25 protein-coding genes are annotated in these 26,665 nt (G+C 69.0%); 23 read left to right on the plus strand and 2 right to left on the minus strand.

From position 1 onward, the window contains the following. The first annotated feature begins 34 nt into the window (after positions 1–34). Together HWY45_RS15470 and HWY45_RS15475 are read left to right on the plus strand one after the other, a co-directional pair. Positions 35–907, plus strand: a complete 873-nt coding sequence (locus tag HWY45_RS15470) for a glucosamine kinase nucleotide-binding domain-containing protein (RefSeq protein ID WP_059882164.1) — start codon at positions 35–37, stop codon at positions 905–907. 560 nt (positions 908–1,467) lie between these two features. Beyond that, positions 1,468–2,292: a Cof-type HAD-IIB family hydrolase gene (locus tag HWY45_RS15475; RefSeq protein ID WP_059882162.1), complete on the plus strand. Its 825-nt coding sequence runs from the start codon at positions 1,468–1,470 to the stop codon at positions 2,290–2,292. Positions 2,293–2,392: 100 nt separating this feature from the next. On the opposite strand, the gene aqpZ is transcribed toward HWY45_RS15475, so the two are convergent. Further along, positions 2,393–3,136 (minus strand): aquaporin Z, encoded by a 744-nt coding sequence (aqpZ, locus tag HWY45_RS15480; RefSeq protein WP_059882160.1) that lies wholly within the window; start codon positions 3,134–3,136, stop codon positions 2,393–2,395. 307 nt (positions 3,137–3,443) lie between these two features. Between aqpZ and HWY45_RS15485 the strand changes: the two genes are divergently transcribed. Further along, positions 3,444–3,740, plus strand: coding sequence for an H-NS histone family protein (locus HWY45_RS15485; protein ID WP_017334900.1), 297 nt, complete (start codon positions 3,444–3,446; stop codon positions 3,738–3,740). A 150-nt stretch (positions 3,741–3,890) separates the two neighbouring features. Here the strand turns inward: HWY45_RS15485 and HWY45_RS15490 are convergent, their stop codons facing one another. Next, positions 3,891–4,955, minus strand: coding sequence for a glycosyltransferase family 4 protein (locus HWY45_RS15490; RefSeq protein WP_059882158.1), 1,065 nt, complete (start codon positions 4,953–4,955; stop codon positions 3,891–3,893). Positions 4,956–5,589: 634 nt separating this feature from the next. Here HWY45_RS15490 and flhD point away from each other — a divergent pair. The 20 genes from flhD (at position 5,590) to HWY45_RS15590 (ending at position 26,650) form a co-directional block, all read left to right on the plus strand. Then, positions 5,590–5,910 (plus strand): flagellar transcriptional regulator FlhD, encoded by a 321-nt coding sequence (gene flhD, locus HWY45_RS15495; RefSeq protein ID WP_026045348.1) that lies wholly within the window; start codon positions 5,590–5,592, stop codon positions 5,908–5,910. Between the two features lie 97 nt (positions 5,911–6,007). Beyond that, positions 6,008–6,562: a flagellar transcriptional regulator FlhC gene (flhC, locus tag HWY45_RS15500; RefSeq protein ID WP_017334903.1), complete on the plus strand. Its 555-nt coding sequence runs from the start codon at positions 6,008–6,010 to the stop codon at positions 6,560–6,562. A gap of 179 nt (positions 6,563–6,741) precedes the next feature. Then, a complete protein-coding gene (motA, locus tag HWY45_RS15505; protein ID WP_010093026.1) occupies positions 6,742–7,602 on the plus strand; it encodes a flagellar motor stator protein MotA in 861 nt (286 codons plus the stop codon). A 13-nt stretch (positions 7,603–7,615) separates the two neighbouring features. Then, positions 7,616–8,647, plus strand: coding sequence for a flagellar motor protein MotB (gene motB, locus HWY45_RS15510; RefSeq protein ID WP_059882156.1), 1,032 nt, complete (start codon positions 7,616–7,618; stop codon positions 8,645–8,647). Positions 8,648–8,663: 16 nt separating this feature from the next. Next, a complete protein-coding gene (locus tag HWY45_RS15515; RefSeq protein ID WP_026045349.1) occupies positions 8,664–9,041 on the plus strand; it encodes a response regulator in 378 nt (125 codons plus the stop codon). A 33-nt stretch (positions 9,042–9,074) separates the two neighbouring features. Next, complete coding sequence (gene cheA, locus HWY45_RS15520; RefSeq protein ID WP_059882153.1) at positions 9,075–11,306, plus strand: chemotaxis protein CheA; 2,232 nt, start codon at positions 9,075–9,077, stop codon at positions 11,304–11,306. A gap of 47 nt (positions 11,307–11,353) precedes the next feature. Beyond that, on the plus strand, positions 11,354–11,869 hold the full coding sequence (gene cheW, locus HWY45_RS15525; protein ID WP_059563939.1) for a chemotaxis protein CheW: 516 nt from the start codon (positions 11,354–11,356) through the stop codon (positions 11,867–11,869). 37 nt (positions 11,870–11,906) lie between these two features. Beyond that, on the plus strand, positions 11,907–13,784 hold the full coding sequence (locus HWY45_RS15530; protein ID WP_059882151.1) for a methyl-accepting chemotaxis protein: 1,878 nt from the start codon (positions 11,907–11,909) through the stop codon (positions 13,782–13,784). 3 nt (positions 13,785–13,787) lie between these two features. Further along, a complete protein-coding gene (locus HWY45_RS15535; protein ID WP_059563941.1) occupies positions 13,788–14,780 on the plus strand; it encodes a CheR family methyltransferase in 993 nt (330 codons plus the stop codon). Next, positions 14,777–15,526 (plus strand): chemoreceptor glutamine deamidase CheD, encoded by a 750-nt coding sequence (cheD, locus tag HWY45_RS15540; RefSeq protein ID WP_059563942.1) that lies wholly within the window; start codon positions 14,777–14,779, stop codon positions 15,524–15,526. Before HWY45_RS15535 ends, cheD begins: the two co-directional genes overlap by 4 nt. A gap of 17 nt (positions 15,527–15,543) precedes the next feature. Then, complete coding sequence (locus HWY45_RS15545; RefSeq protein ID WP_059563943.1) at positions 15,544–16,629, plus strand: protein-glutamate methylesterase/protein-glutamine glutaminase; 1,086 nt, start codon at positions 15,544–15,546, stop codon at positions 16,627–16,629. 66 nt (positions 16,630–16,695) lie between these two features. Next, complete coding sequence (gene cheY, locus HWY45_RS15550) at positions 16,696–17,091, plus strand: chemotaxis response regulator CheY (protein WP_026045350.1); 396 nt, start codon at positions 16,696–16,698, stop codon at positions 17,089–17,091. Position 17,092: 1 nt separating this feature from the next. Then, entirely contained in the window at positions 17,093–17,833 is a 741-nt protein-coding gene (gene cheZ, locus HWY45_RS15555) for a protein phosphatase CheZ (RefSeq protein ID WP_059563944.1), read from the plus strand. 263 nt (positions 17,834–18,096) lie between these two features. Further along, positions 18,097–18,600 carry a DUF2844 domain-containing protein gene (locus tag HWY45_RS15560; RefSeq protein ID WP_060092204.1) on the plus strand — a complete coding sequence of 168 codons (504 nt, stop codon included), beginning with the start codon at positions 18,097–18,099 and terminating at the stop codon, positions 18,598–18,600. Positions 18,601–18,616: 16 nt separating this feature from the next. Then, on the plus strand, positions 18,617–19,837 hold the full coding sequence (locus HWY45_RS15565; protein ID WP_059882149.1) for a DUF3443 domain-containing protein: 1,221 nt from the start codon (positions 18,617–18,619) through the stop codon (positions 19,835–19,837). A 307-nt stretch (positions 19,838–20,144) separates the two neighbouring features. Continuing rightward, positions 20,145–20,528 (plus strand): DUF805 domain-containing protein, encoded by a 384-nt coding sequence (locus tag HWY45_RS15570; RefSeq protein WP_059563947.1) that lies wholly within the window; start codon positions 20,145–20,147, stop codon positions 20,526–20,528. 306 nt (positions 20,529–20,834) lie between these two features. Beyond that, positions 20,835–22,040 (plus strand): flagellar biosynthesis protein FlhB, encoded by a 1,206-nt coding sequence (gene flhB / locus HWY45_RS15575; protein WP_059882147.1) that lies wholly within the window; start codon positions 20,835–20,837, stop codon positions 22,038–22,040. After that, on the plus strand, positions 22,037–24,139 hold the full coding sequence (flhA, locus tag HWY45_RS15580; protein ID WP_059804333.1) for a flagellar biosynthesis protein FlhA: 2,103 nt from the start codon (positions 22,037–22,039) through the stop codon (positions 24,137–24,139). The genes flhB and flhA overlap by 4 nt, the downstream gene beginning before the upstream one ends. Then, a complete protein-coding gene (gene flhF, locus HWY45_RS15585) occupies positions 24,136–25,842 on the plus strand; it encodes a flagellar biosynthesis GTPase FlhF (protein ID WP_059882145.1) in 1,707 nt (568 codons plus the stop codon). Before flhA ends, flhF begins: the two co-directional genes overlap by 4 nt. After that, on the plus strand, positions 25,835–26,650 hold the full coding sequence (locus HWY45_RS15590) for a MinD/ParA family ATP-binding protein (RefSeq protein ID WP_059804338.1): 816 nt from the start codon (positions 25,835–25,837) through the stop codon (positions 26,648–26,650). The genes flhF and HWY45_RS15590 overlap by 8 nt, the downstream gene beginning before the upstream one ends. The last annotated feature ends 15 nt before the right edge of the window (positions 26,651–26,665 follow it).

The raw sequence follows: 26,665 nt of genomic DNA on the forward strand, positions 1-26,665 counted from the left end.
GCTTGGCGCCTGTTCGAATCGGCAGGATGAAGTGATGACGGAAATTCTTTACGCGATCGGCATCGACGGCGGCGGCACCGGCACCCGCGCGGTGCTGGCGGATCGGCAGGGCCGCGAGCTCGCGCAAGGGCGCGGCGGCCCGTCGGGGCTCGGCCTCGGCATCGAGCGCGCGTGGGCGTCGATCGGGGTCGCGTGCGCGGACGCATTCACCCAGGCGGGCATCGCGTTCGACTGGTCGCGCTGCGCGCTCGGCTGCGGGCTGGCGGGCGTGAACAATGCGGGCTGGCTCGCGGCGTTTCGCGCGCAGGCGCCGCTCGATGCGCTGGCGGTCGAAAGCGATGCCTACACGACGGTCGTCGGCGCGCACGGCGGCGCGCCGGGGCTCATCGTCGCGCTCGGCACCGGCAGCATCGCGGCGGCGCTCGATGCGGCCGGCGCGTGCCGGATCGCGGGCGGCTTCGGCTTTCCGTCGGGCGACGAGGCAAGCGGCGCGTGGCTCGGCATGCGCGCGCTCGCGTACGCGCAGCAGGCGCTCGACGGCCGCGCGCCGCGCGACGCGTTCGCCGGCGCGCTGCTCGCCGAGACCGGCGCCGCGGATCGCGACGCGCTCGTCGCATGGTCGTGCGACGCGAACCAGACGGCCTATGCGCGCCTCGCGCCGCTCGTGTTCGCGCACCGCACGCATCCGTATGCGGCGGCGCTGATCGCGCAGGCGGGCGACGAGATCGGCAAGATGATCGATGCGCTCGATCCGCTGCACGCGCTGCCGGTTGCGCTATGCGGCGGGCTGGCCGACGCGCTCGCGCCCGCGGTGCCCGCGCGCCATGCGGCACGGCTGCGCGCGCCGCTCGAGGATTCCGCGCACGGCGCACTGCGCCTCGCGCTGGCGGTGGCCGGCGGCGCTTGAGCGGCGCGGGTGCGCCACGGGTGCGGCACACGCGCTGCCCGTCGGTGCGCGCCCGCCGTGCGGGGGCCCGCGCGAGGCCGGCCGGTGCGGCGGCGCGGCCCCGGCTCTTCGACTCTCCGACTCTCCGACTCTCCGACTCTCCGACTCTCCGACTCTCCGACTCTCCGACTCTCCGACTCTCCGACTCTCCGACTCTCCGACTCTCCGGCTCTCCGACTCTCCGACTCTCCGACTCTCCGGCTCTCCGACTCCCCGACTCCCCGACTCCCCGACTCCCCGACTCCCCGACTCTCCGACTCTCCGACTCTCCGACTCTCCGACTCTCCGGCTCCCCGGCTCCCCGGCTCCCCGGCTCCCCGGCTCCCCGGCTCCCCGGCTCCCCGGCTCCTCGGCTCCTCGACTCCCCGACTCCCCGACTCCCCGACTCCCCGGCTCCCCGGCTCCTCGGCTCCTCGGCTCCTCGGCTCCTCCGCCCCCGATCCTGACAACCGCCCGACGCCGCCCGGAGCGCGACGCTAGAATGGCGGTTCCGCTGAGCCACCCGCGTCCTACTCCGTCCCATGTACAAAGCCATCGCCACCGATCTCGACGGCACCCTGCTGAACAGTGATCACCAGCTCGATCCGTACACGATCGAGACCGTCCGCCGTCTCGACCGCGACGGCCTGCAGTTCATCATCGCGACCGGGCGCCACTATGCGGACGTCGCGGGCATTCGCGACCTGCTCGGCATCCGGCCGTACCTGATCACGTCGAACGGCGCGCGCGTGCATGCGCCCGACGACGCGACGATCCACGCGCAGGACATCGATCCGGCGATCGTCCGCCGCCTCGTGCAGCCCGACATCGTCGGCGCGCACGGCCGCGTGATCGTCAACCTGTTCGCGGATCACGGCTGGCTGATCGACCGCGACGCGCCGCACCTGCTCGATTTCCACCAGGATTCGGGTTTCCGCTACGACGTGATCGACATGGCCGCGCATGCGGGCTCGGACATCGCGAAGGTGCTGTACATCGGTGAGCCGGCGGACCTGGCGGTCGTGTCCGAACGGTTGCACGCGCAATTCGGCGACGCGCTGTACGTGACGTACTCGCTGCCCGACTGTCTCGAGGTGATGGCGGCGAACGTGTCGAAGGGCCGCGCGCTGCGCGCGGTGCTCGGGCGGATCGGTGTCGAAACGGGCCACTGCATCGCGTTCGGCGACAACATGAACGACATCGACCTGCTCGAAACCGCGGGCCACGCGTTCATGATGAACAACGCGAACCCCGATCTCGTCGCGCGCCTGCCGCACATTCCGCGGATCGGCAACAACTTCGACGCGGGCGTCGCGCGCCACCTGCGCACGCTGTTCGCGCTCGACGGCGGCGTGGCCGCGCGCTGAATGAAAAACGGGCGCCGATGGCGCCCGTCGAAACTGCCTGCCTCGATTTTCTTCGACAGCGTGAGGCTCGCTGCTCCTGCCCGCTTGACCCCGTAGTGTGTTATTCGCTTGTGCGGGCGGATGCCGGCGGCAGCAGGTCGAGGGCGTTGTCGCGCCCCGCGACCAGCGGATAGACGATTCCGGCGATGGCCGCGCCGATCAGCGGCGCAACCCAGAACAGCCACAGCTGCCCGATCGCCTCGCCGCCGACGAACAGCGCCGGGCCGGTCGAGCGGGCCGGGTTCACCGACGTGTTGGTGACCGGAATCGAAATCAGGTGGATCAGCGTCAGGCACAGGCCGATCGCGATCGGCGCGAAGCCGGCCGGCGCGCGCTTGTCGGTCGCGCCGAGAATCACGAACAGGAAGAACGCGGTCATCACGACTTCGCAGATGAACGCCGCGCCGAGCGCGTAGTGGCCGGGCGAGCGCTCGCCGAAGCCGTTCGTCGCGAAGCCGCTGCCCACCACGTCGAAGCCCGGCTTGCCGGTCGCGATCAGGTACAGCACGAATGCGCCGAGCGTCGCGCCGACCACTTGCGCGACGATATACGGCGCGAGGTCCCGCGCCGGGAAGCGGCCGGCGACCGTCAGGCCGACGCTCACCGCCGGATTCAGATGGCACCCCGAAATATGTCCGATCGCGAATGCCATCGTCAGCACGGTGAGGCCGAACGCGAGCGCGACGCCCGCGAAGCCGATGCCGAGGCCCGGAAAGGCCGCGGCGAGCACGGCGCTGCCGCAGCCGCCGAGCACCAGCCAGAAGGTGCCGAAGAGCTCTGCCGCAAGGCGCTGAGAAAGATTCATGCAGGTGTTCCCGTTCAAATGAAATGGAGGGGGAAGGTGGCATCGGGATCGACGTCATATCCCGGAATTGGTCTGGATTATAGGAAATGAAGCGGGGCCGAGAGGGTCAACGATTGTTAAATTCGGATGGCTGACGAACGGCTTTTATTAGAATAAGCCCGCATTCTCGATATAGCCGTTTCGGTTAAGAATACGGGCATTTATTTCAACGGGCACGGTGGCAGTGCGGATTGCGTAACGGATGCTTTGTGTCTAGGCTGGAATTGCCGGGGCCGCATCATGGGCATCATGAAACAGGGAGCTGAAAATGTCTCAATACGCGAAACTCAAGGCGCAGATCGCCGATTTGCAGGCTCAGGCGGATGACGTGCGTCGTCAGGAAGTCGAGGCGGTGATCGCCGAAGTGCAGCGGGTGATTGCCGAATACGGCCTGACCGCCCAGGATCTCGGATTCGCCGAGCGCGCGCGGCGCGGCCGGCCGCCGAAAAAGGCGCCGCTGCCGCCGAAATACCGCGACCCGAAGTCGGGCGCCACCTGGAGTGGCCGCGGCAAGCCGCCGAATTGGATCGTCGGCAAAAACCGCGACCGGTTTCTGATCGAATAAGCGAACCGGGAAACGAAAAGAGCCGCATCGACGATGCGGCTCTTTTGCTTTTCGCGGCCGATTTCGGCGCGCATTTCGCGGCTCGTTTCCGGCCTGTTTCCAGGCTGCTGCCGCGCTGTTTTCGCGCGGTTTCCCGGCGAATTTGCGGCTTTAGCCGCCCGCCGCGCGGCGCAATGCCGGCTGCCGGGTTGCCGCGCAAAGCGTTTCGTAAGTATCGACGTAGCGCTGCGCCATGGCCTTCGCGCTGAAGCGGGTATCGAAACGCGCGCGGATCGCGTCGCGCGACAGGCTGTCGATCCGGTGCAGCGCGCCGACCGCGCCCTGCACGTCCTCGACGATGAAGCCGGTCACGCCGTCCTCGATCACCTCCGGCACCGAGCCGCGGTTGAATGCGACCACCGGCGTGCCGCACGCCATTGCCTCGATCATCACCAGCCCGAACGGCTCCGGCCAGTCGATCGGAAACAGCAGCGCCTTCGCGCCGGACAGGAACGCGGGCTTTTGCGCCTCGTTGATTTCTCCGATGAATTCGACGTGCGCCTCGCCCAGCAGCGGCTCGATCACGTCCTTGAAGTAGTCGGCGTCGGCCTTGTCGACCTTCGCGGCGATCTTCAGCGGCAGCCCGCTCTGCGCAGCGATCCGGATGGCGGTGTCGACGCGCTTCTCCGGGCAGATTCGTCCGAGGAACGCGAGGTACTCGGGCTTCACGTCCGGCTGCGGCTTGAGCAGCGTGCCGGGCAGCCCGTGGTACACGGTGCCGGCCCACGCGGCCTGCGGCAGCGGCTTGCGCTGCGAATCGGAGATCGACACCACCGGGGCATCGGGGAACGCGTCGAACACCGGCTGCAGCTCGGGCAGGTCGAGCCGCCCGTGCAGCGTCGTCACGTACGGCGTGTCGAGGCGCGACATCAGCGGGAACGGCAGGTAGTCGAGGTGGAAGTGCAGCACGTCGAACTCGTGCGCGACGCGCGCCACGTGCTCGAGCAGCCGCATATGGGGGGCGATCGAATCGCGGATCGACGGATCGAGCCGCAGCGCGCGCGGCCAGGCCGCCTCGAGGCGGGCGGACGTGACCGAGTCGCCGCTGGCGAACAGCGTGACGTCATGCCCGAGTTCGACGAGGGCTTCGGTGAGATAGGACACGACACGCTCGGTGCCGCCGTAGAGCTTCGGGGGGACGGCTTCGTAGAGCGGCGCGATCTGGGCAATGCGCATGGGCGATCTCCTGTGTCGGTCGCGGGCGGCGCTGGCGCACCTGTTCCGATCCCGTACGAGGTTGCATGAGGGGCGGGACCTGCCGAAACACGCGGTTGGCGGGGCGTGGCCGGGCGCCGAGGGGGCGGCGTCCGTACGGCAAGCTGCGGGGGCGGGCCGACACGTGTCGCGCTGCCCATTGAAGTCCATTATCGGGATCGGCCGGCGGGGTTCGAGTGTTTTTTCAAACACTTAAGGCTTGTTACACGCTGAAATACGCGTGAAAGGCGATGCCCGGGGTTGAAAAAGGCGGTGGCGCAGAATGTGAGATGGCCAAGACTATTGTTGCGCCTGCGTGAAAAAGCACTATAATTTTTACCGATCCACGCGCCGGAACCCTCGTCTACCGGCCCTCCGCGGCATTCAGCCGCGTCATTTCGGCCTCCAGCCTTTCAATTGGCTTTGTCAGAAAAATTCCTACACGGTTTACAGACAAATCCTGCATGGCGCACGCCATTTCGCTGATACCGGCATAAAACCCGTTTGGCCAAAATTCGGCTGTAAGACTATAAACGTGCCGAATCGGGGCCACGAGCCATGCGATCGAGCAAACGTTTTCATAACACAAATGGCCGAAGTTCTTAACGGGGAAATCATGAGCGCTACAAGCGAAATGCTCAGTGAGATCAAAGAGGTGAACCTGTCGTACCTCCTGCTCGCCCAGCGCCTGCTGCGCGAGGACAAAGCGATGGGCATGTTCCGCATGGGCATTTCCGAGGAACTGGCCGACGTGCTCGGCAACCTGACGCTCGCGCAGACCGTGAAGCTCGCGGCGTCGAACCAGATGCTGTGCCGCTTCCGCTTCGACGATCACGCACTGCTGTCGTCGCTCGCGGACAAGGGCCGCAGCGCAGTCGTCTCGAACGCCCATTCGGCGATCCTGATGGCCGGCCAGCCGGTCGAAAGCGTCCGCTGACGCGTCCCGCCCTGCGTTCGTCCCGGTGCCTCGCGCACCGTCGGGCGGCGCATCGGCGATTCCATCCGAAGCAACGACACGCGGACAGCTATCAACTATGGCAAGCAAAAGCGTCGTGGTCGAGGTGAAGGAAATCACCCTCGCCATCGAACTGATCGAACTGGGCGCCCGGCTGCAGTTGCTGGAGGCGGAGACGAGCCTGTCGCGGGATCGTCTGATCAAGCTGTACAAGGAGTTGAAGGGCGTGTCGCCGCCGAAGGGGATGCTGCCGTTCTCCACCGACTGGTTCATGACGTGGCAGCCGAACATTCACTCGTCGCTGTTCTACAACATCTACCGGTTCATGCAGGACCACGGCCGCTGCGAGCCGATCCAGTCGATCGTGAAGGCGTACCGGCTCTACCTGGAGCACGTGAACCTGTCCGGCGACGAGGCGGCGCTGAGCCTCACGCGCGCGTGGACGCTCGTGCGCTTCTTCGATTCGGGGATGCTGCAGATGACCCCGTGCACGCGCTGCGGCGGCCACTTCGTCGCGCATGCGCATGATCCGCATCAAGGTTTCGTCTGCGGCCTGTGCCAGCCGCCGTCGCGCGCGGGCAAGACCCGCAAGGCGGCCGCCGCGCAGGCGGAACGGGCGGCGATGGCGCTCTGAGCCTCGCCGGGCCGGGCCCGGGCGGCGGCGCGGCGGGGGCGGCAGCGATGCGCGACACGGCGCGTACTGCTGGTAAACACCGTCGGGCGGCCGGCGCGCGGCGCTCAAAGTTTTCCTGCCGACTGCCGTAAACCACTTAACGGCGGTCTCCCCGCCGGCCATTCGTGAGGGACAGGGCAGTGCTGATTATCGTGGGAACACTCGTGACGATTTTGTCCGTCTTCGGCGGTTACGCGCTGGCAGGCGGGCATCTGGGCGCCTTGATCCAGCCGATCGAAATTCTGATGATCGTCGGCGCGGGCGTGGGCGCGTTCATCCTCGGCAACGGCATGAAGACCATCAAGGCGACCTTGCAAGTGCTGCCGACGCTCTTCAAGGGCTCGAAGTACAACAAGGACGTCTACATGGAGCTGATGGGGCTCCTGTACGTGCTGCTCGCGAAGGCGCGCAAGGAAGGCACGCTGACGCTCGAGGCCGACATCGACGATCCGGACAAGAGCCCGATCTTCACGCAATACCCGAAGATCCTCGCCGATCGCCACATCGTCGAATTCCTGACCGACTACCTGCGCCTGATGGTGGGCGGCAACATGAACGCGTTCGAGATCGAGAGCCTGATGGACGAGGAGATCGAGACGCATCACACGGAAGGCGAAGGCCCCGCGCACGCGCTGATGCGCGTCGGCGACGCGATGCCGGCGTTCGGCATCGTCGCGGCGGTGATGGGCGTCGTGCACACGATGGCCTCCGCCGACAAGCCGCCCGCGGTGCTCGGCGCGATGATCGCGCAGGCGCTGGTCGGCACGTTCCTCGGCATCCTGCTGTCGTACGGCCTGATCGGGCCGCTCGCGAGCCTCGCGGAGCAGCGCGTGGCCGAGTCGACCAAGATGTTCCAGTGCATCAAGGTGACGATCCTCGCGAGCCTGAACGGCTACGCGCCGGCGATCGCGGTCGAGTTCGGCCGCAAGGTGCTGTTCTCGACCGAGCGGCCGTCGTTCGCCGAGCTCGAAGAGCACGTGCGCCGCGTGAAGGCGAAGTGACGCGGAGCCCCAGATGAGCAAGAGCAAGGATCGCGCAATCGTCGTCAAGCGGGTGGCCCCGGCGAAGAAGGGCCACCACGGCGGCGCCTGGAAGCTCGCGTACGCGGACTTCATGACCGCGATGATGGCGTTCTTCCTGCTGATGTGGCTGCTGAGCTCGGTCACGCCGGTGCAGCTCAAGGGGATCGCCGAATACTTCAACACGCCGCTGAAGGCCGCGCTGTTCGGCAGCGGCGATCGCAGCGCGCAGGATTCGAGCATCCTCAACGGCGGCGGGCGCGACATCTCCAGCATCGACGCGGGCACGACGCGCCGCACCGACGGCTCGACGAGCCTCGCGGACCGCGTCGCGAAGAAGAACGACGAGAATGCGCAATCGCAGGCGCAGGGCGCGATCGAGCGCCGCGAGCAGGCGCGCCTGCACGACCTGCAGATCAAGCTGATGGCCGCGATCGAGGCGAACCCGACGCTACGCCAGTTCAAGCAGCAGATCCGCATCGATTCGACGCTGATGGGCCTGCGCATCGAGATCGTCGATTCGCAGAAGCGGCCGATGTTCGCGATGTCGAGCGACCACGTCGAGCCGTACATGCGCGACATCCTGCGCGAGATCGGCAAGACCCTCAACGACGTGCCGAACCGCATCATCGTGCAGGGCCACACCGACGCGGTGGCGTATGCGGGCGGCGAAGGCGGCTACAGCAACTGGGAGCTGTCCGCCGACCGCGCGAACGCGTCGCGCCGCGAGCTGATCGCCGGCGGCATGGACGAGGCGAAAGTGCTGCGCGTGCTCGGCCTCGCGTCGACGCAGAACCTGAACAAGGCCGATCCGCTCGATCCGGAAAACCGCCGGATCAGCGTGATCGTGCTGAACCGCAAATCCGAAGACGCGCTGATGCGCGACGACGCGACGACGACCACGCTGTCGGCCGACGCGGCGGGCTCGAAGCAGCTTGCCCAGCAGCTGGCCGCCCCGGCGCCGGCGGTTGCGCGCCCGGCGCTCGCCCCATCCGTCGCGCCCGCCGCGTCCGCGCCGCGACCCTGATGCTCCCGAGACAGACATGATCCGAACCATTCTTGCCATCGACGATTCCGCGACCATGCGCGCGCTGCTGCAGGCGACGCTGGTCCAGGCGGGCTACGACGTGACGGTTGCGCCGGACGGCGAAGCCGGCTTCGACATGGCGGCCACCAAGCGCTACGACCTCGTGCTGACCGACCAGAACATGCCGCGCAAGAGCGGGCTCGAGGTGATCTCGGCGCTGCGCCAGCTGACCGCCTACGCGGACGCGCCGATCCTCGTGCTGACGACCGAGGGCAGCGATGCGTTCAAGGCCGCCGCGCGCGACGCTGGCGCCACCGGCTGGATCGAGAAACCGATCGACCCGGCCGAGCTGATCGACCTGGTCGCGACGCTGTCCGCGCCGGCTGCTTCCTGACCTGAACGCGACGTATTTATCCGGTGACCCGGCATGACTCTCGACATCACTCAGTTCTACCAGACGTTCTTCGATGAAGCGGACGAGCTCCTCGCGCAGATGGAGCAGCTGCTGCTGAACCTCGACGTCGATGCGCCCGATCCCGAGGATCTGGCCGCGATCTTCCGCGCCGCGCACTCGATCAAGGGCGGGGCGGCGACGTTCGGCTTCTCGGCGCTTACCGACACGACGCACATTCTCGAATCGCTGCTCGACCGCGCGCGCAACCACGAGCTGACGCTGACGAAGGAAATGGTCGACGCGTTCCTGGAAACCAAGGACGTGCTGTCCGACCAGCTCGCCGACTACCGCGCGAGCGCGGAGCCTGACGCGGCCGCCGCCGCGACGATCTGCGCGAAGCTCGAGCGGCTGAAGGCCGCGAGCAGCGGCGACGCGGCCGCCGCGCCGGCGCCCGCTGCCGCACCGGCGCCCGCACCGGCCGCCGCCGCACCGGCCGAGCCGGCCGGCTCCGGCGCGCCCGATCATGTGATCGAGCAGGCGTTCGAGGTCGCGCATCCGGCCGCCGCGGCCGCGCCGGCCGATACGGGGGACGGCCCGCACCTGAAGATCACGCTGTCCGGCGTCGACGCGAAGGACCGCGAGCTGCTCACCGAGGAACTCGGCAATCTCGGCAAGATCGTCGGCCGCCAGGAGGTGGCTGCCGACCTGACGCTGTGGCTCGAATCGGACGTGTCGTCGGACGACATCGTCGCGGTGTGCTGCTTCGTGATCGACGAAAGCCAGATCCGCATCGGCCGCGGCACCGCGCCGGCCGCGAACGCGGCACCGGCCGAGGCGGCTGCCGACGCCCACGTTGCCGCACCGGCCGCCGCACAGTCGGCCCCGGCTGCTGCCGCCCCCGCCGCTGCCGCGCCGGCCGCCGAGCCGCAGCCCGCCGCCGCGCCCGCGCCCGCGCCGGCCGCCGAGCCGCAGGCCGCCCAGCCGGCTGCCGCGCAACCGGCCGCGCAGCCGCACCATGACGACAAGCGCGCGCGCCCGGCCGCCGCGGCCGCATCGGGCGGCGAAGGCAGCTCGATCCGCGTCGGCGTCGAGAAGGTCGACCAGCTGATCAACCTGGTCGGCGAGCTGGTGATCACGCAGGCGATGCTCGCGGAAACCGCGAGCGCGTTCGACCCGGCGCTGCACGACCGCCTGTTCAACGGGATGGCGCAACTGGAACGCAACGCGCGCGACCTGCAGGAAGCGGTGATGTCGATCCGGATGATGCCGATGGACTACGTGTTCAGCCGCTTCCCGCGCCTCGTGCGCGACCTGGCCGGCAAGCTCGGCAAGCAGGTCGAGCTCGTCACGTTCGGCCAGGCGACCGAGCTCGACAAGAGCCTGATCGAGCGGATCATCGATCCGCTCACCCACCTCGTGCGCAACAGCCTCGACCACGGGATCGAGACCGTCGACAAGCGGCTTGCCGCCGGCAAGGACGCGGTCGGCCAGCTCGTGCTGTCGGCCGCGCATCACGGCGGCAACATCGTGATCGAGGTCAGCGACGACGGCGGCGGCCTGAACCGCGAGCGGATTCTCGCGAAGGCCGCGAAGCAGGGCATGCAGATTCCCGACAACATCAGCGACGACGAAGTGTGGCAGCTGATCTTCGCGCCGGGCTTCTCGACCGCCGAGACGGTGACCGACGTGTCGGGCCGCGGCGTCGGGATGGACGTCGTGAAGCGCAACATCCAGTCGATGGGCGGCCACGTCGAGATCTCGTCGCACGCCGGCCAGGGCACCACGACGCGCATCGTGCTGCCGCTCACGCTCGCGATCCTCGACGGGATGTCGGTGAAGGTCGGCGGCGAGATCTTCATCCTGCCGCTGAACTTCGTGATGGAGTCGCTGCAGCCGTCGGCGGAAGACATCTACACGGTCGGCAACGGCGAGCGCGTGGTGCGCGTGCGCGGCGAATACCTGCCGCTCGTCGCGCTGCACGAGGTGTTCTCGGTGGGCGACGCGCGCACCGATCCAACCCAGGGGATCGTCACGATCATGGAAACCGAAGGGCGCCGCTTCGCGATGCTGATCGACGAACTGGTCGGCCAGCAGCAGGTGGTCGTGAAGAACCTCGAAACCAATTACCGCAAGGTTCACGGCATCTCGGCAGCGACGATCCTCGGCGACGGCAGCGTCGCGCTGATCGTCGACGTCGCGGCGCTGAACCGCGAAACGCGTGCGACGCACGGGGCCCATGCGGGCGCCGCGGTCGCGATGTTCTGACTCTCGCCATCAACCGATTGGGGGCAAACGTGTCTGCTGAAGTCCAAATGATCAATCCGGCCGCGGCGAACGCGGCCACGAGCCGCCGCGATGCGGAGCATGGCGATGCGACGGGTCAGGAATTCCTCGTCTTCACGCTCGGCGACGAAGAGTACGGGATCGACATCCTGAAAGTGCAGGAGATTCGCGGCTACGACAGCGTCACGCGCATCGCGAACGCGCCCGATTTCATCAAGGGCGTGATCAACCTGCGCGGGATCATCGTGCCGATCGTCGACATGCGGATCAAGTTCCACCTGGGCCGCGTCGAGTACGACCACCAGACCGTCGTGATCATCCTGAACGTGTCGAATCGCGTGGTCGGGATGGTGGTCGACGGCGTGTCCGACGTGCTGACGCTGCAGACCGACGCGATCATGCCCGCGCCGGAATTCGGCGCGACGCTGACGACCGAGTACCTGACGGGCCTCGGCACGGTCGATGGCCGGATGCTGATCCTGATGGACATCGAGAAACTGATGTCGAGCCGGGAAATGGCGCTGATCGAGACGCTCGGCGCGTAAGCACGGCCGGGCGCAAGGAATTTCGGGAGAATCTGCGATGTTGCAAAACTGGTCGATCCGCACGACGCTCACGGCGGTCGGGCTCATACTCGCGTGCCTCGCCGCGGCGGTCGGCGGGCTCGGCCTCTACGCGCTCCATCACGCGAGCGGTTCGCTCGACGAGATCGCGCACGTCGACCTGCCGGCGATCCACGCGCTCGACGACACGTCGACGTACCTGCTGCGCGCCCGCGTGTCGCTCGACCGCTTCCGCGCGCTGAGCGAAGCCGGCAACGCCGACGAGGCGGCCAAGGTGCTGGCGCGCGCGCAGGAACTGTTCACGAAGTCGAGCCAGAACTGGCAGACGTTCCAGTCGACGTCGAAGGACGGCATCGAGCCGGCGCTGCTCGACGAGCTCTCCGCCCGCTACGCGACGATCGTGAAGGACGGCGTCGAGCCGGAGTTCACGGCCGCGCGCGCGAACGACATGGCCGCGTACCACGCGATCGCCGACACGAAGATCAGCCCGATGTTCGTCGTCTACGACCAGGCCGCGGCGGCCGTCGTCAGCGCGCTGCAGAAGCGCGCCGAAACGCGCCAGGCGGCGACGCAGACGCGGATCGCGCTGATGATCGGGCTGATCACGGCCGGCATCGCGCTGGCGGTCGTGATGGTGATCGTGATCCGCTTCGCGCTGCGCGGGCTGATCGTGCAGCCGCTCGAATCGGCGGTCGCGCACTTCGAGCGCATCGCCGAGGGCGACCTGACCGCGCCGGTGCAGGCCGCCGGCGACAACGAGATCGGCCGCCTGTTCGGCGGCATCCGCCGGATGCAGGACGCCGTCACGACGATGGTGCAGGCCGTGCATCGCGGCGCCGAGTCGGTCGACGTCGGCGCGCGCGAGATCTCGACCGGCAACACCGACCTGTCGCAGCGCACCGAGGAGCAGGCCGCGTCGCTGCAGGAAACCGCATCGAGCATGGAGCAGCTGACCGGCACCGTGCGGCAGAACGCCGAGAACGCGCGCCAGGCGAGCCAGCTCGCGGTGAACGCGTCGGACATCGCGACGCAGGGCGGCGAGGTGGTCGGCCAGGTGGTGTCGACGATGCAGGACATCGCGACGAGCTCGGGCAAGGTCGTCGACATCATCGGCACGATCGAAGGCATCGCGTTCCAGACCAACATCCTCGCGCTGAACGCGGCGGTGGAAGCGGCCCGCGCCGGCGAACAGGGCCGCGGCTTCGCGGTGGTCGCGGGCGAGGTGCGCTCGCTCGCGCAGCGCAGCGCGACGGCCGCGAAGGAAATCAAGCAGCTGATCGGCGATTCGGCGGACAAGGTGCAGAGCGGCTCCGAGCTGGTCGCGCGCGCCGGCACGACGATGGACGAGATCGTGCAGGCCGTGCGCCGCGTGACCGACATCATGGGCGAGATCAGCGCCGCGTCCGAAGAGCAGTCGACCGGCATCGAGCAGGTCAACCGCGCGGTCGGCCAGATGGACGCCGTCACGCAGCAGAACGCCGCGCTCGTCGAGCAGGCCGCGGCCGCCGCCGCGTCGCTCGAGGAGCAGACGCGCCAGATGAAGGCGGTCGTGTCGGGCTGGCGGGTGATCGGCGGCATCGCGCATACGCCCGCGAAGGCGGCGCAGCCCGCCGCGCGGCCGGCGCAGCACGCGCATGCGCCTGCACCGGCGCCCGCCGCCGCGCGTGCGCCCGCGAAGCGCGCCGCCGCCGCGATCGAACCGAAGGCCCCGGCCGCCCATGCGGCGCCGGCAGCAAGCGGTTACGCGCCGCGCCTCGCGAAGTCGGCTGCCGCCGATGCCGCGAAGCCCGCCGCGCCGGCCGCGAAGCCCGCGCTCGTGCGTCCGGCGCTGGCAGGCGAGCCGAAGCCGGCGCCTGCGGCCGCCGGCGCGTCCGACGACGATTGGGAGACCTTCTAAATCATGCTGTCCGCGCGCGCTTTGCATCGTGCCGAACCCCAGGACGCCCCGCACGGGGACGCTTCCCGGTCGCCGCAACGGGCGGGCGAGACGGGGCGCGACTTCGCGTTCACGTCCGCCGATTTCGCGCGCATCCGTACGCTGATCCATCACCGTGCGGGCATCTCGCTGTCCGAGCACAAGCGCGACATGGCGTACAGCCGGCTCGCGCGCCGGCTGCGCGCGCGTGGCCTCGACTCGTTCCGCGACTATCTCGACCTGCTCGAACAGGAAAACGATCCTGCCGAGTGGGAGGCGTTCACCAACGCGCTGACCACCAACCTGACCGCGTTCTTCCGCGAGGCGCATCACTTTCCGATCCTCGCGGATTTCGTGAAGGGCCGCGAAGCGCCGGTGTCGGTGTGGTGCTCGGCCGCGTCGACCGGCGAGGAGCCGTATTCGATCGCGATCACGCTGATCGAGGCGCTCGGCGACTCGGCGGCGCGCAGCGCGTCGATCCTCGCGACCGACCTCGACACGCAGGTGCTCGCGAAGGCCGAGGCCGGCATCTACACGTACGACCAGGTCAAGCACCTGTCGCCGGAGCGCCTGAAGCGCTTCTTCCTGAGAGGCACCGGCGCGCAGGCCGGCCGCGTGAAGGTGCGCCCCGAGCTGCGCGCGATGATCCGCTTCGAGCAGCTGAACCTGACCGATGCCGACTACGGGATCCCGAAGCCGTTCGACGCGATCTTCTGCCGCAACGTGATGATCTATTTCGACAAGCCGACGCAGGGGCAGGTGCTGTCGCGCTTCGAGCCGCTCGTGAAGCCGGGCGGGCTGCTGTTCGCCGGCCACTCGGAGAACTTCACGTACGTGACGCAGGCGTTCCGGCTGCGCGGCCAGACGGTCTACGAACTGACGCGCGCGCCGAAGGGCGCGCCGTCGGCCGGCGGCGGCGCCGCGCCGCGCGCGCGCCTGAGCGGGGCCGCGACGCCGGCCGTCGGAGAACGGCGATGAGCGCGCTGCCGATCGCAACCAACCACTACTTCGACAGCCACTTCGGCCGTCCGGGCGTGAAGCTGTTGCCGAACGAGTTCTACACGACCGGCGAGGACATGGTGCTGGTGACCGTGCTCGGCTCGTGCGTGGCCGCATGCCTGCACGACCCGTACGCGGGCATCGGCGGGATGAACCACTTCATGTTGCCCGACGACGGCGCGGACGCTTGCGCGGCCGCGTCCGAGTCGATGCGCTACGGCGCATACGCGATGGAAGTGCTGATCAACGAGCTGATCAAGGCGGGCGGCCGCCGCGAGCGCTTCGAGGCGAAGGTGTTCGGCGGCGCGGCCGTGCTCGCCGGCATGACGACGATCAACATCGGCGACCGCAATGCGGACTTCGTGCGCCGCTACCTCGCGCTCGAGCGCATCCGCATCACGGCGGAGGACCTGCAGGACGTGCACCCGCGCAAGGTCGCGTTCATGCCGCATTCGGGGCGCGCGATGGTGAAGAAGCTGCGCCTGCAGGTGCCCGGCGTGACCGAGCGCGAAGCCGCGCTCGCGCGCCACGCGGAAGCCGTGCGCGCCCGCTCGCGCGCGCACGTGGAGCTGTTCGCCGCGCCGGCCAGGCGGCCCGCGCAGGCCGGCGGGATCAACCTCTCGAAGCAGCCGGTCGCGGCGCCGCCGGCCCGGCCGGCACGGCCGAGGATCGAATTGTTCGGTGCGCGCGGCGCAGGCGCCGCGAGCCAGACCGTATCGAAATAGCAGGAGGCAAGAACGCAGTGCATAAGATCAAGGTATTGTGCGTCGACGATTCGGCGCTGATCCGCAGCCTGATGACGGAGATCATCAACGGCCAGCCCGACATGGAAGTGTGCGCGACCGCGCCCGATCCGCTCGTCGCGCGCGAGCTCATCAAGCAGCACAACCCCGACGTGCTCACGCTGGACGTCGAAATGCCGCGCATGGACGGGCTCGACTTCCTCGAGAAGCTGATGCGCCTGCGGCCGATGCCGGTCGTGATGGTGTCGTCGCTGACCGAGCGCGGCTCGGAAATCACGCTGCGCGCGCTGGAGCTCGGCGCGGTCGACTTCGTCACGAAGCCGCGCGTCGGCATCCGCGACGGCATGCTCGACTACGCGGAAAAGCTCGCGGACAAGATCCGTGCGGCCTCGCGCGCCCGCGTGCGGCAGGCGCCGCAGCCGCAGGCCGCGGCCGCGCGCGCGAGCAGCGGCCACCCGGCCGCGCCGATGATCAACAATCCGCTCGTCAGTACCGAGAAGCTGATCATCGTCGGCGCGTCGACGGGCGGCACCGAGGCGATCCGCGAAGTGCTGACGCCGCTGCCGCCGGATGCGCCGGCGGTGCTGATCGCGCAGCACATGCCGCCCGGCTTCACGAAGTCGTTCGCGCAGCGCCTGAACGGCCTGTGCCGGATCTCGGTGAAGGAAGCCGAGCACGGCGAGCGCGTGCTGCCCGGCCATGCGTACATCGCGCCGGGCCATGCGCACCTGCTGCTCGCCCGCAGCGGCGCGAACTACATCGCGCAGCTGTCCGACGAGCCGCCGGTGAACCGGCACCGCCCGTCGGTCGACGTGCTGTTCCGCTCGGCGGCGACGCACGCCGGCAAGAACGCGCTCGGCGTGATCCTGACCGGCATGGGCCGCGACGGCGCGGCCGGCCTGCTGGAGATGAAGCGCGCGGGCGCGTACACGTTCGCGCAGGACGAAGCGAGCTGCATCGTGTTCGGCATGCCGCGCGAGGCGATCGCGCTCGGCGGCGCGGAAGAAATCGTGCCGCTCGCCGACATGAGCCGCCGCGTGATGGCGCGACTCGCGACGATGGGCGATCGGGTGCAGCGCGTATAAGGAAAAACGACGGAGGCGGGCTATCATGCACGCGTCCCGACGAAACGAATCTGGAAAGGAATGAAGATGGACAAGAGCATGAAAATCCTGGTGGTGGACGATTTCCCGACGATGCGCCGGATCGTCCGCAACCTGCTCAAGGAACTGGGCTACACGAACGTCGACGAGGCGGAAGACGGCGCGGCCGGCCTTGCGCGGCTGCGCGGCGGCGGCTTCGACTTCGTGATCTCCGACTGGAACATGCCGAACCTCGACGGTCTGGCGATGCTCAAGGAAATCCGCGCGGACGCGACCCTCACGCACCTGCCGGTGCTGATGGTCACGGCCGAGTCGAAGAAGGAGAACATCATCGCGGCGGCGCAGGCCGGCGCGAGCGGCTACGTCGTGAAGCCGTTCACGGCGGCGACGCTCGACGAGAAGCTCAACAAGATCATCGACAAGATGGCCAAGACCGGGAGCTGACGTGAACGAGCCGATCCACGCGGCGATGGCCGGGGCGGGCTTCGCCGCCGACAGCTTGCCCGATGGCGCCGATCTGACGAGCGACCGCATCCTCGCGCGCATCGGCCACGTTACCCGCGCGCTGCGCGACTCGATGCGCGAACTCGGTCTCGACAAGCATATCGAGCGCGCGGCGGAAGCCGTGCCCGACGCGCGCGATCGCTTGCGCTACGTCGCGACGATGACCGAGCAGGCGGCCGAACGCGTGCTGTCCGCGATCGAGCTGGCCAAGCCGGTGCAGGAACGCATGCAGAACGAGGCTGAGGCGCTCGACGCGCGCTGGTCGCAGTGGTATGCGGCGCCGATCGAGCGCGCGGAGGTTCGCGAGCTGATGGACGACACGCGCGCGTTCCTGCGCGCGCTGCCGGAAGCGACGACCGCGACCAATGCGCATCTGCTCGAGATCATGCTCGCGCAGGACTTCCAGGATCTGACCGGGCAGGTGATCAAGAAGATCACGGACATGGTCTACCTGATCGAGCAGCAGCTGCTCACCGTGCTGGTCGAGAACATCGCGCCCGAGCGGCGCGAGCAGTTCGCGGCGACCGCGGCCGCGCTCGCGCTGGAGGCCGAGCAGACGATGAGCAGCACCGGCAGCCCCGTCTCGCTGCTGAACGGCCCGCAGATCAACCCCGAAGGCAAGACCGACGTGGTCCAGGACCAGGCGCAGGTCGACGACCTGCTCGCCAGCCTCGGCTTCTGACCGGCGCGTGCGGCGCCGCCCGGCAAGCGGGCGGCGCCGCACGTCCGTCGCACCCGGATTGCGGATCGCGGCGGCCCGTCACGGCGGCCGCCTGCGCGAACCCGGACGAACCCCAACGTCGGTCCTTGACACTTTGAAACGCCGCGCAGGCATACTACGCTTCAGCATCAAGACATCTTTTGGTTTGTCTGACATGAACCTCGGCGATGGCGCGGGCGACTCCGCCGCGCGATCGACTACGAGGCCAGTCCCTGGGGGGGAACGTGAAGCTGAAACGTTTGGGCTGTGCCGTTGCGTGCGCGACGGTCTCGATGGGCGTGCTGTGGAGCATCCACGCGCACGCTGAATTGGGCGGCGCGCCGATGTCGCCGCCGGCGGACGATCATGCCGCCACCGTGCGCGCGGTGCAGCGCGCGATGCGCTCGGCCGACGGCGTGTCGGCGAGCGCGGCCACCTATACCGTGCGCGAGGTCACGCTCGGTTCCGGCACCGTGATCCGCGAATACACCTCCGCCGCGGGCAGCGTGTTCGGGCTCGCGTGGCGCGGCCCGACGATGCCGGATCTCGCGGCGCTGCTCGGCAATTATTTCCCGCAGTACAGGGCCGGCGTCGACGCGGCCCACGCGGCGCGCGGCTGGCGCGCGCCCGTGTCCGTCGAGACGGGCACCCTCGTGATCCGGACGGGCGGCCACATGGGCTCGTTCTCCGGCCAGGCCTGGCTGCCGCAGGCGCTGCCTGCCGGCCTGACCGGCAACGACATCCAGTGACAGCGGGAGACCGATCTTGCGCAATCCTCGTACCTTCATCCGCTGGTTCGGCGCGCTGAGCTTCGCGGCCGCGACGGCGGTGCTCGTCGCCGCATGCGGCGGCGGCGACGGCAACAACAACGGCGGCGGCTCCACGCCGGTCGCGTCGAACACCGCGGTCATCACCGTGGATCGCGGCGTCGCGAACGTCATCAACATTCCGACCGTCAGCGTGACCGTCTGTGCGCCCGGCACGTCGAACTGCCAGGTCGTCAACAACGTGCTGGTCGATACCGCGTCGTACGGGCTGCGGCTCGTCAGCGGCGCCGTGACGGGCGTGCTCGGCAGCCTGCCCGTGTCGACCGTGGGCGGCGCGCCGCTCGCCGAGTGCGGCAAGTTCGTGTCGACCTACACGTGGGGCTCGGTGCGCACCGCCGACCTGAAGATCGGCGGCGAAACGGCGAGCGCGCTGCCGGTGCAGGTTCTCGGCGACCTCGGCACCACGGGCGTGCCGACCTCGTGCACGAACAACGGCACGGCCGCCAACACGGCGAGCGCGCTCGGCGCGAACGGCATCCTCGGCATCGGGCCGGCGCCGCTCGACTGCGGCACGACCTGCACGACGACGACGGCCGCCGCGAGCAACAACTACTACGCATGCCCGAACGGCAATGCGAGCTGCGCGGTGACGCTCGTGCCGCTGGCGCAGCAGGTCGCCAACCCGGTGCACCGTTTCGCGGTCGACAACAACGGCGTGATCGTGCAGATGCCGGACATCGCGAGCAGCGGCCAGGGCAGCGCGACCGGGCTGCTGACGTTCGGGATCGGCACGCAGGCCAACAATACGCTGCGCGCGAGCACCGTGCTGACGTCCACCACGACCGGCGACCTCAACGCGACGTTCCTCGGCGGCGCGGTCACCGCGTTCTTCGATACGGGCTCGAACGCGTACTTCTTCAACGATTCGACGCAGCGGATCTGCACGCGCAACACCGAGTTCTACTGCCCGGCGTCGACGGTCACCTACACGGCGACGCTCACCGGCCAGAACGGCACGCAGAGCCAGGTGTCGATGCCGGTCGCGAATGCGGATTCGGTGTTCTCGAACGCGTCGGCGTTCGCGTTCAACGACATCGCGGGCCCGTTCGGCAACGCGGGGTGGCTCGATCTCGGCCTCACGCATTTCTACGGCAAGACGATCTACTTCGGGATGGACCGGCGCAGCAGCGGCGGCGCGGCGCCTTACGTCGCGTATTGAACGGCATTACGCAGGCGGCATGACGAGGGGGGCGAGCAATCGCCCCCTTTTCTTCTGTCGGCCGGGGCGGCGGGATATTCCGGCAACAAATGCGCGGGCGATTATCGCGTCGATAACGGCACGCCGCCGTGATTTAAAAAACGAAATGACGCGTTACGTCATTGATTAAATCGATCCGGCTGCAGCCGCGCCGCCCGGCGTAAAGCGCTGCCCGGGGCTGCCGCAAAAGTGGCTGATTTCCTGAAAATCCCGCCTATACTTCACGCGTTGGTCCGGTGTCGTTCAAATAGAACAGGAGGTCAATAAAATGAATTTCACGGATGCAATTCAATCGGTCTTCAATCAATACGCACGATTCGACGGCCGCGCGCGTCGCGCGGAATACTGGTATTTCGCGTTGCTGACGTTCATCGTGTCGATCGCGTGCCAGCTCGTCACGATGGTCGGCCGCAGCGAGAACACGATCGCGCTGCTGCTGGCGATCGCGGCCCTGCTGGTCTCGCTGGCGCTGATCGTGCCGAGCCTCTCGGTGACGGTGCGCCGCCTGCACGATATCGGCCGCTCCGGCTGGTTCCTGCTGATCGCGCTCATTCCGGTCGTCGGCGGGATCATCCTGCTCGTCTGGATGTGCTCGCGCGGCAACAACGGCCCGAACCGCTTCGGGCCCGATCCGCTCGCCGCGGCGGCCTGACCCACCGGCGCGCATCGCAGGCGGCCGCGGCGGGGTGCCCGCCGCCGCCGGTCGCCGGCTGCCCGTCGCCGGAACGTAGCCGACTGTCCGTAGCCGACTGCTCGTAGCCGACTGCTCGTAGCCGGCTGCCCGTCGCCCGTTTCCAAACCGCTTTGCCTACCGGCGACCGCCGCCCGCCGCAGCGTCGCCCGATTCTCCGAAATACCCCCCTTTCCCGGCTTTGCTCGACCGATCGCCGGTTGACCGGTCCATGAATAATCGGTGTCACTGGAAAACGGCATCCCGCCGTACCCGTCTGGAGGCCCCGTGGCAGACGAGAGCGATCTCGACAGAACCGAAGCCGCCACTCCGAGGCGCCGCGAGAAGGCGCGCGAGGAGGGGCAGGTCGCGCGCTCGCGCGAGCTGGCTTCGTTCGCGCTGCTCGCGTCGGGCTTCTACGGCGCGTGGCTGCTGTCGGGGCCGATCGGCACGCACCTGCGCACGATGCTGCGCGGCGCGTTCACGTTCGAGCGCGCGACCGCGTTCGATACCAACCGGATGCTGTCGGCGGCGGGCAGCGCGAGCCTCGAAGGGCTCGCCGCGCTCGCGCCGATGCTGGCGCTGATGGGGCTCGCCGCGCTGCTCGCGCCGATGGCGCTCGGCGGCTGGCTGGTCTCGTCGAAGACGTTCGAGCTGAAGTTCGACCGCCTGAACCCGATCACGGGCCTCGGCCGGATCTTCTCGATCCAGGGGCCGATCCAGCTCGGCATGTCGCTCGCGAAGACGCTGGTGGTGGGCGGCATCGGCGGCATCGCGATCTGGCGCAGCAAGGAAGAACTGCTCGGCCTCGCGACCCAGCCGCTCGACGCGGCGCTCGCGGATGCGCTGCACCTCGTCGCCGTGTGCTGCGGCACGACGGTCGCCGGCATGCTGGTCGTCGCCGCGCTCGACGTGCCGTATCAACTCTGGCAGTACAACAAGAAGCTGCGCATGACGAAGGAAGAAGTGAAGCGCGAACATCGCGAGAACGAAGGCGATCCGCACGTGAAGGGCCGCATCCGCCAGCAGCAGCGCGCGATCGCGCGGCGCCGGATGATGGCGGCCGTGCCGAAGGCCGACGTGGTCGTCACGAACCCGACGCACTTCGCCGTCGCGCTGCAATACACGGATGGCGAGATGCGCGCGCCGAAGGTGGTCGCGAAGGGCGTGAACCTCGTCGCCGCGCGCATCCGCGAGATCGCCGCCGAGCACAACGTGCCCACGCTCGAAGCGCCGCCGCTCGCGCGGGCGCTGTATCACAACGTCGAACTCGAGCGCGAGATTCCCGGTTCGCTGTATTCGGCCGTCGCCGAAGTGCTCGCGTGGGTGTACCAGCTCAAGCGCTTCCGGCGTGAAGGCGGCGACGTGCCGGCCACGCCGGTCGATCTCGACGTGCCGGCCGAGCTGGACAAGGGCGCGTCGGTGTCGGCGGAGGATGAGCAGAAAGAGGTCGAGGACGTGCTTGGCGCGACCGCGCGCGGAGGCCAGGCATGAGCACCCCCGCCGGCCTGTTCGCGAAGCGCCCGAACCTGCTCGCAGGCGCCAACCTGCGCGCGCTCGCGGGCCCGGTCCTCATCTGCATGATCCTGGGGATGATGATCCTGCCGCTGCCGCCGCTGCTGCTGGATCTGCTGTTCACGTTCAACATCGCGCTGTCCGTGATGGTGCTGCTCGTCAGCATGTACACGATGAAGCCGCTCGACTTCGCGGCCTTCCCGAGCGTGCTGCTGTTCTCGACGCTCTTGCGGCTGTCGCTGAACGTCGCGTCGACGCGCGTCGTGCTGCTCGAGGGCCACACCGGCCCGGACGCAGCCGGCCAGGTGATCGAGGCGTTCGGCCACTTCCTCGTCGGCGGCAACTTCGCGGTCGGCATCGTGGTGTTCGTGATCCTGATGATCATCAACTTCATGGTGATCACGAAGGGCGCGGGGCGGATCGCGGAAGTGTCCGCGCGCTTCACGCTCGACGCGATGCCCGGCAAGCAGATGGCGATCGACGCCGACCTGAACGCGGGCCTGATCAACGAGGAACAGGCGCGCAAGCGCCGTACCGCCGTCGCGCAGGAAGCCGAGTTCTACGGCTCGATGGACGGCGCGTCGAAGTTCGTGCGCGGCGACGCGATCGCGGGCCTGATCATCATGGCCATCAACGTGATCGGCGGGCTGATCGTCGGGATGATCCAGCACGACATGACGTTCGCCGCGGCCGGCACGAACTACACGCTGCTGACGATCGGCGACGGCCTCGTCGCACAGATCCCGTCGCTCGTGATCTCGACGGCGGCCGGCGTGATCGTGTCGCGGGTCGCGACCGACGAGGACATCGGCACGCAGATCACCGGCCAGCTGTTCACCAACCCGCGCGTGCTGACGATCACCGGCGTGATCATCGTGATCATGGGGCTGATCCCCGGCATGCCGCACTTCGCGTTCCTGCTGCTCGGCGGCGGCGCGATCTGGCTCGCGCGCACGCAGGCGCAGCGCGCGGCGGCCCGCAAGGCGGCCGGCGACGTCTCCGACATCGCGCCGCCCGCGGCGCTGCCGGCCGACAGCCACGAGGCGACCTGGGACGACGTGCAGCTGATCGACCCGCTCGGCCTCGAAGTCGGCTACCGGCTGATCCCGCTCGTCGACAAGAACAGCGACGGCGAGCTGCTCAAGCGGATCAAGAGCATCCGCAAGAAATTCGCGCAGGAAATCGGCTTCCTGCCGCCGGTGATCCATATCCGCGACAACCTCGAGCTGCGGCCGAACGCGTACCGGATCGCGCTGAAGGGCGTCGAGATCGGCGCCGGCGAGGTGTTCCCGGGCCAGTGGCTCGCGATCAACCCGGGCCAGGTGACGGCCGCGATGCCCGGCGTGCCGACCACCGACCCGGCGTTCGGGCTGCCGGCCGTGTGGATCGACGTCGCGATGCGCGAGCAGGCGCAGGTGTACGGCTACACGGTGGTCGACGCGAGCACGGTCGTCGCGACCCACCTGAACCACCTGGTCGTCCAGCACGCGGCCGAGCTGCTCGGCCGCCAGGAAGTGCAGGCGCTGATCGAGCGCACCGGCAAGGATTCGCCGTCGCTCGTCGAGGACCTCGTGCCGAAGACGATCTCGCTCACCACGCTGCAGAAGGTGCTGCAGAACCTGCTCGAGGAAGGCGTGCCGATCCGCGACATGCGCACGATCATCGAAGCCGTGTCCGAGCAGGCCGGCCGCCTCACCGACGCATACGACATCACCGCCGCGGTGCGCCTCGCGCTCGGCCGCGCGATCACGCAGCAGTGGTATCCGGGCGGCGGCGAGATGCAGGTGATGGGCCTCGACGCGAATCTCGAGCGCGTGCTGTCGCAGGCGCTCGCCACCGGCGCGAACCCGGGCCTCGAGCCGGGCCTCGCGCACGCGCTCCTGACCGGCACGCAGGAAGCGATGCTGCGTCAACAGAATCTCGGGCTGCCGCCCGTGCTGCTCGTGCAGCACGCGCTGCGCGCCATGCTGGCGCGCTTCCTGCGCCGCAGCCTGCCGCAATTGAAAGTGCTGTCGTACGCCGAAGTGCCGGACACACGCACGATCAAGGTCGTTAACGTCATCGGGGGTTCCGCTTGAACATTCGCAAATTCACCGGCGCGACGAGCCGCGACGCACTGCGTCTCGTGCGCGAGGCACTCGGCGCCGACGCCGTCGTGCTGTCGAACCGTACGCTCGATGACGGCAGCGTCGAAATCGTCGCGCTCGCCGATGCCGAACTGTCGGCGATCGCCCCGCCGGCTGCCGATGCGGCCGCGCTGCCCGGCGCGGCGTTGCGGGCCGGCGGCACGATGCCGGCGGCCAGCGCCGCGGCGGCGGCGCGTGCTTCGGCGATGAACCCGTATGCGACCGGCGACGGCGGCTTGCCGGACGTGTTCTCGTCGGTGTTCGGCGCGAGCGCCGACGCGGCAGACGCACCGGCGGCGCCGGCCGCGAGCGTGCCGGCTGCAGGATCGCCCGCCGAACCCGCCCCGTGGCTCGTCGAGCACGCGAAGCGCCTGACGCAGCAGCGCGACGCGCTGATCGCGCGCGCGCAGGCTGCGCCGGCGGAAGACAGCGCGATCCGCGCGCCGCACGACGCGGCCCGCACCGTGACGACCCCCGAATGGGCGCGCGACATCGTGCGCAACGTCGAGCGCAACGTCGCGCGCCGCCAGCCGGCCGACGAACCGGCGCCGCGCCGTATCGCCGATGCACCCGCCGCACCCGCCGCGAAGCCCGCGGAGCGCGCACGGCTGGCCGAGGACACGGCCGCGGCCGTGGCCGACGCGGTGAAGGCGCGCCTCGAGCGCATCGTCAACGACACGGTGATGAGCGAGCTCGGTTCGCTGCGCGGGATGATGGAGGAGCAGTTCGACGGCCTGATGTGGCAGGAGCGCCAGCGCCGCAGCCCCGTGCACGGCGCGCTGACGAAGCACCTGTTCGCGGCCGGCTTCTCCGCGCAGCTGGTGCGGATGATGGTCGACAACCTGCCGCAGGGCGAAGGCACGGAAACCTTCGAGCAGGCGTCCGAGTGGGCGCAGTCGGTGCTCGCGTCGAACCTGCCGGTGCTCGACAGCGAGGATGCGCTGATGGAGCGCGGCGGCGTGTTCGCGCTGATGGGCCCGACGGGCGTCGGCAAGACCACCACCACCGCGAAGCTCGCCGCGCGCTGCGTGATGCGTTTCGGCGCGAGCAAGGTCGCGCTGCTCACCACCGACAGCTACCGGATCGGCGGCCACGAGCAGCTGCGTATCTTCGGCAAGATCCTCGGCGTGCCGGTGCACGCGGTGAAGGACGGCGGCGACCTGCAGCTCGCGCTGTCCGAGCTGCGCAACAAGCACATCGTGCTGATCGACACGATCGGCATGAGCCAGCGCGACCGCGCGGTGTCCGACCAGATCGCGATGCTGCACGGCGCGAACACGCCGGTGCAGCGCCTGCTGCTGCTGAACGCGACGAGCCACGGCGACACCCTCAACGAGGTCGTGCAGGCGTACCGCAGCGCGGACGGCCAGCCGGCGCTCGCCGGCTGCATCCTCACCAAGCTCGACGAGGCGACCCATCTGGGCGGCGTGCTCGACACGGTGATCCGCTACAAGCTGCCCGTGCACTACGTGTCGACCGGCCAGAAGGTGCCGGAGAACCTGTACGTCGCGACCCGGAAATTCCTGATGAAGAGCGCGTTCTGCGTGCCGCGCGACGGCTCGCCCTTCGTGCCGCAGGACGAGGACATGCCCGCGCTGCTGTCCGCGCTGACCGCACGCTCGACCGCCGAGCTGCACGAGGTGCGCTTTGGATAAACCGATGATCGACCAGGCCGAAGGACTGCGGCGCCTGCTGGCCGGGCGCGCATCGAGGATCGTGGCGGTGGTGGGCGGGCCGACGGGGGTCGGCTGCACCGCGACGGTCGTGAACCTGGCCGCGGCGCTTGCCGCGCTGGGCAAGGACGTGCTCGTCGTCGACGAGCGCGCCGACGTGAATTCGGCCGCGGCGACGCTGGCCGGCGCGTGGCTGCGCGACGGCGAGCGCACGCGCGTCACCGCCGGGTTCGGCGTGTGCGCGGCGGCGACGCTCGCGCGCGCCGGCTACAGCGAAGCGCACCTGAGCGATTTCATCGACGGGCCGGCCGACATCGTGCTGATCGACGCGCAGCTCGACGCGGACGGCGGTTTCTCCGCGCTCGCGCGCGAGGCGCACGACGTGCTGATCGTCACGCGGGTGGCCGCGCAGGCGATCACCGAGGCCTACGCATGCATGAAGCGGCTGCATTTCGCGCACGCGGTCGCGCAGTTCCGCGTGCTGACCAACCACGTCGGCAGCCACGACGACGCGAAGACCGCGTTCGAGAACCTCGCGGGCGTCGCGAGCCGCTACCTGACCGTGTCGATCGCCGATGCGGGCTGCGTGAGCGCCGATCCGCTCGTCGAGCGCGCGCGCGACCTGGTGCGCACGGCAGTCGACGCGTTTCCGTCGTCGCCGGCCGCGCGCGATTACCGGCAGATCGCCGCCGACTTGCTGTACTGGCCGTTGCGCCCGCGGCCGGGCGCCGGACGGCACCGCGCGGGCGGCAGCCCGTCGTTCGAGGCAGGCGCGGCACACGCCGCGTGAGCGCCACCGGAAGGA

It is taken from the genome of Burkholderia stagnalis, from assembly GCF_902830275.1.
Taxonomy (GTDB): Bacteria; Pseudomonadota; Gammaproteobacteria; order Burkholderiales; family Burkholderiaceae; genus Burkholderia; species Burkholderia stagnalis.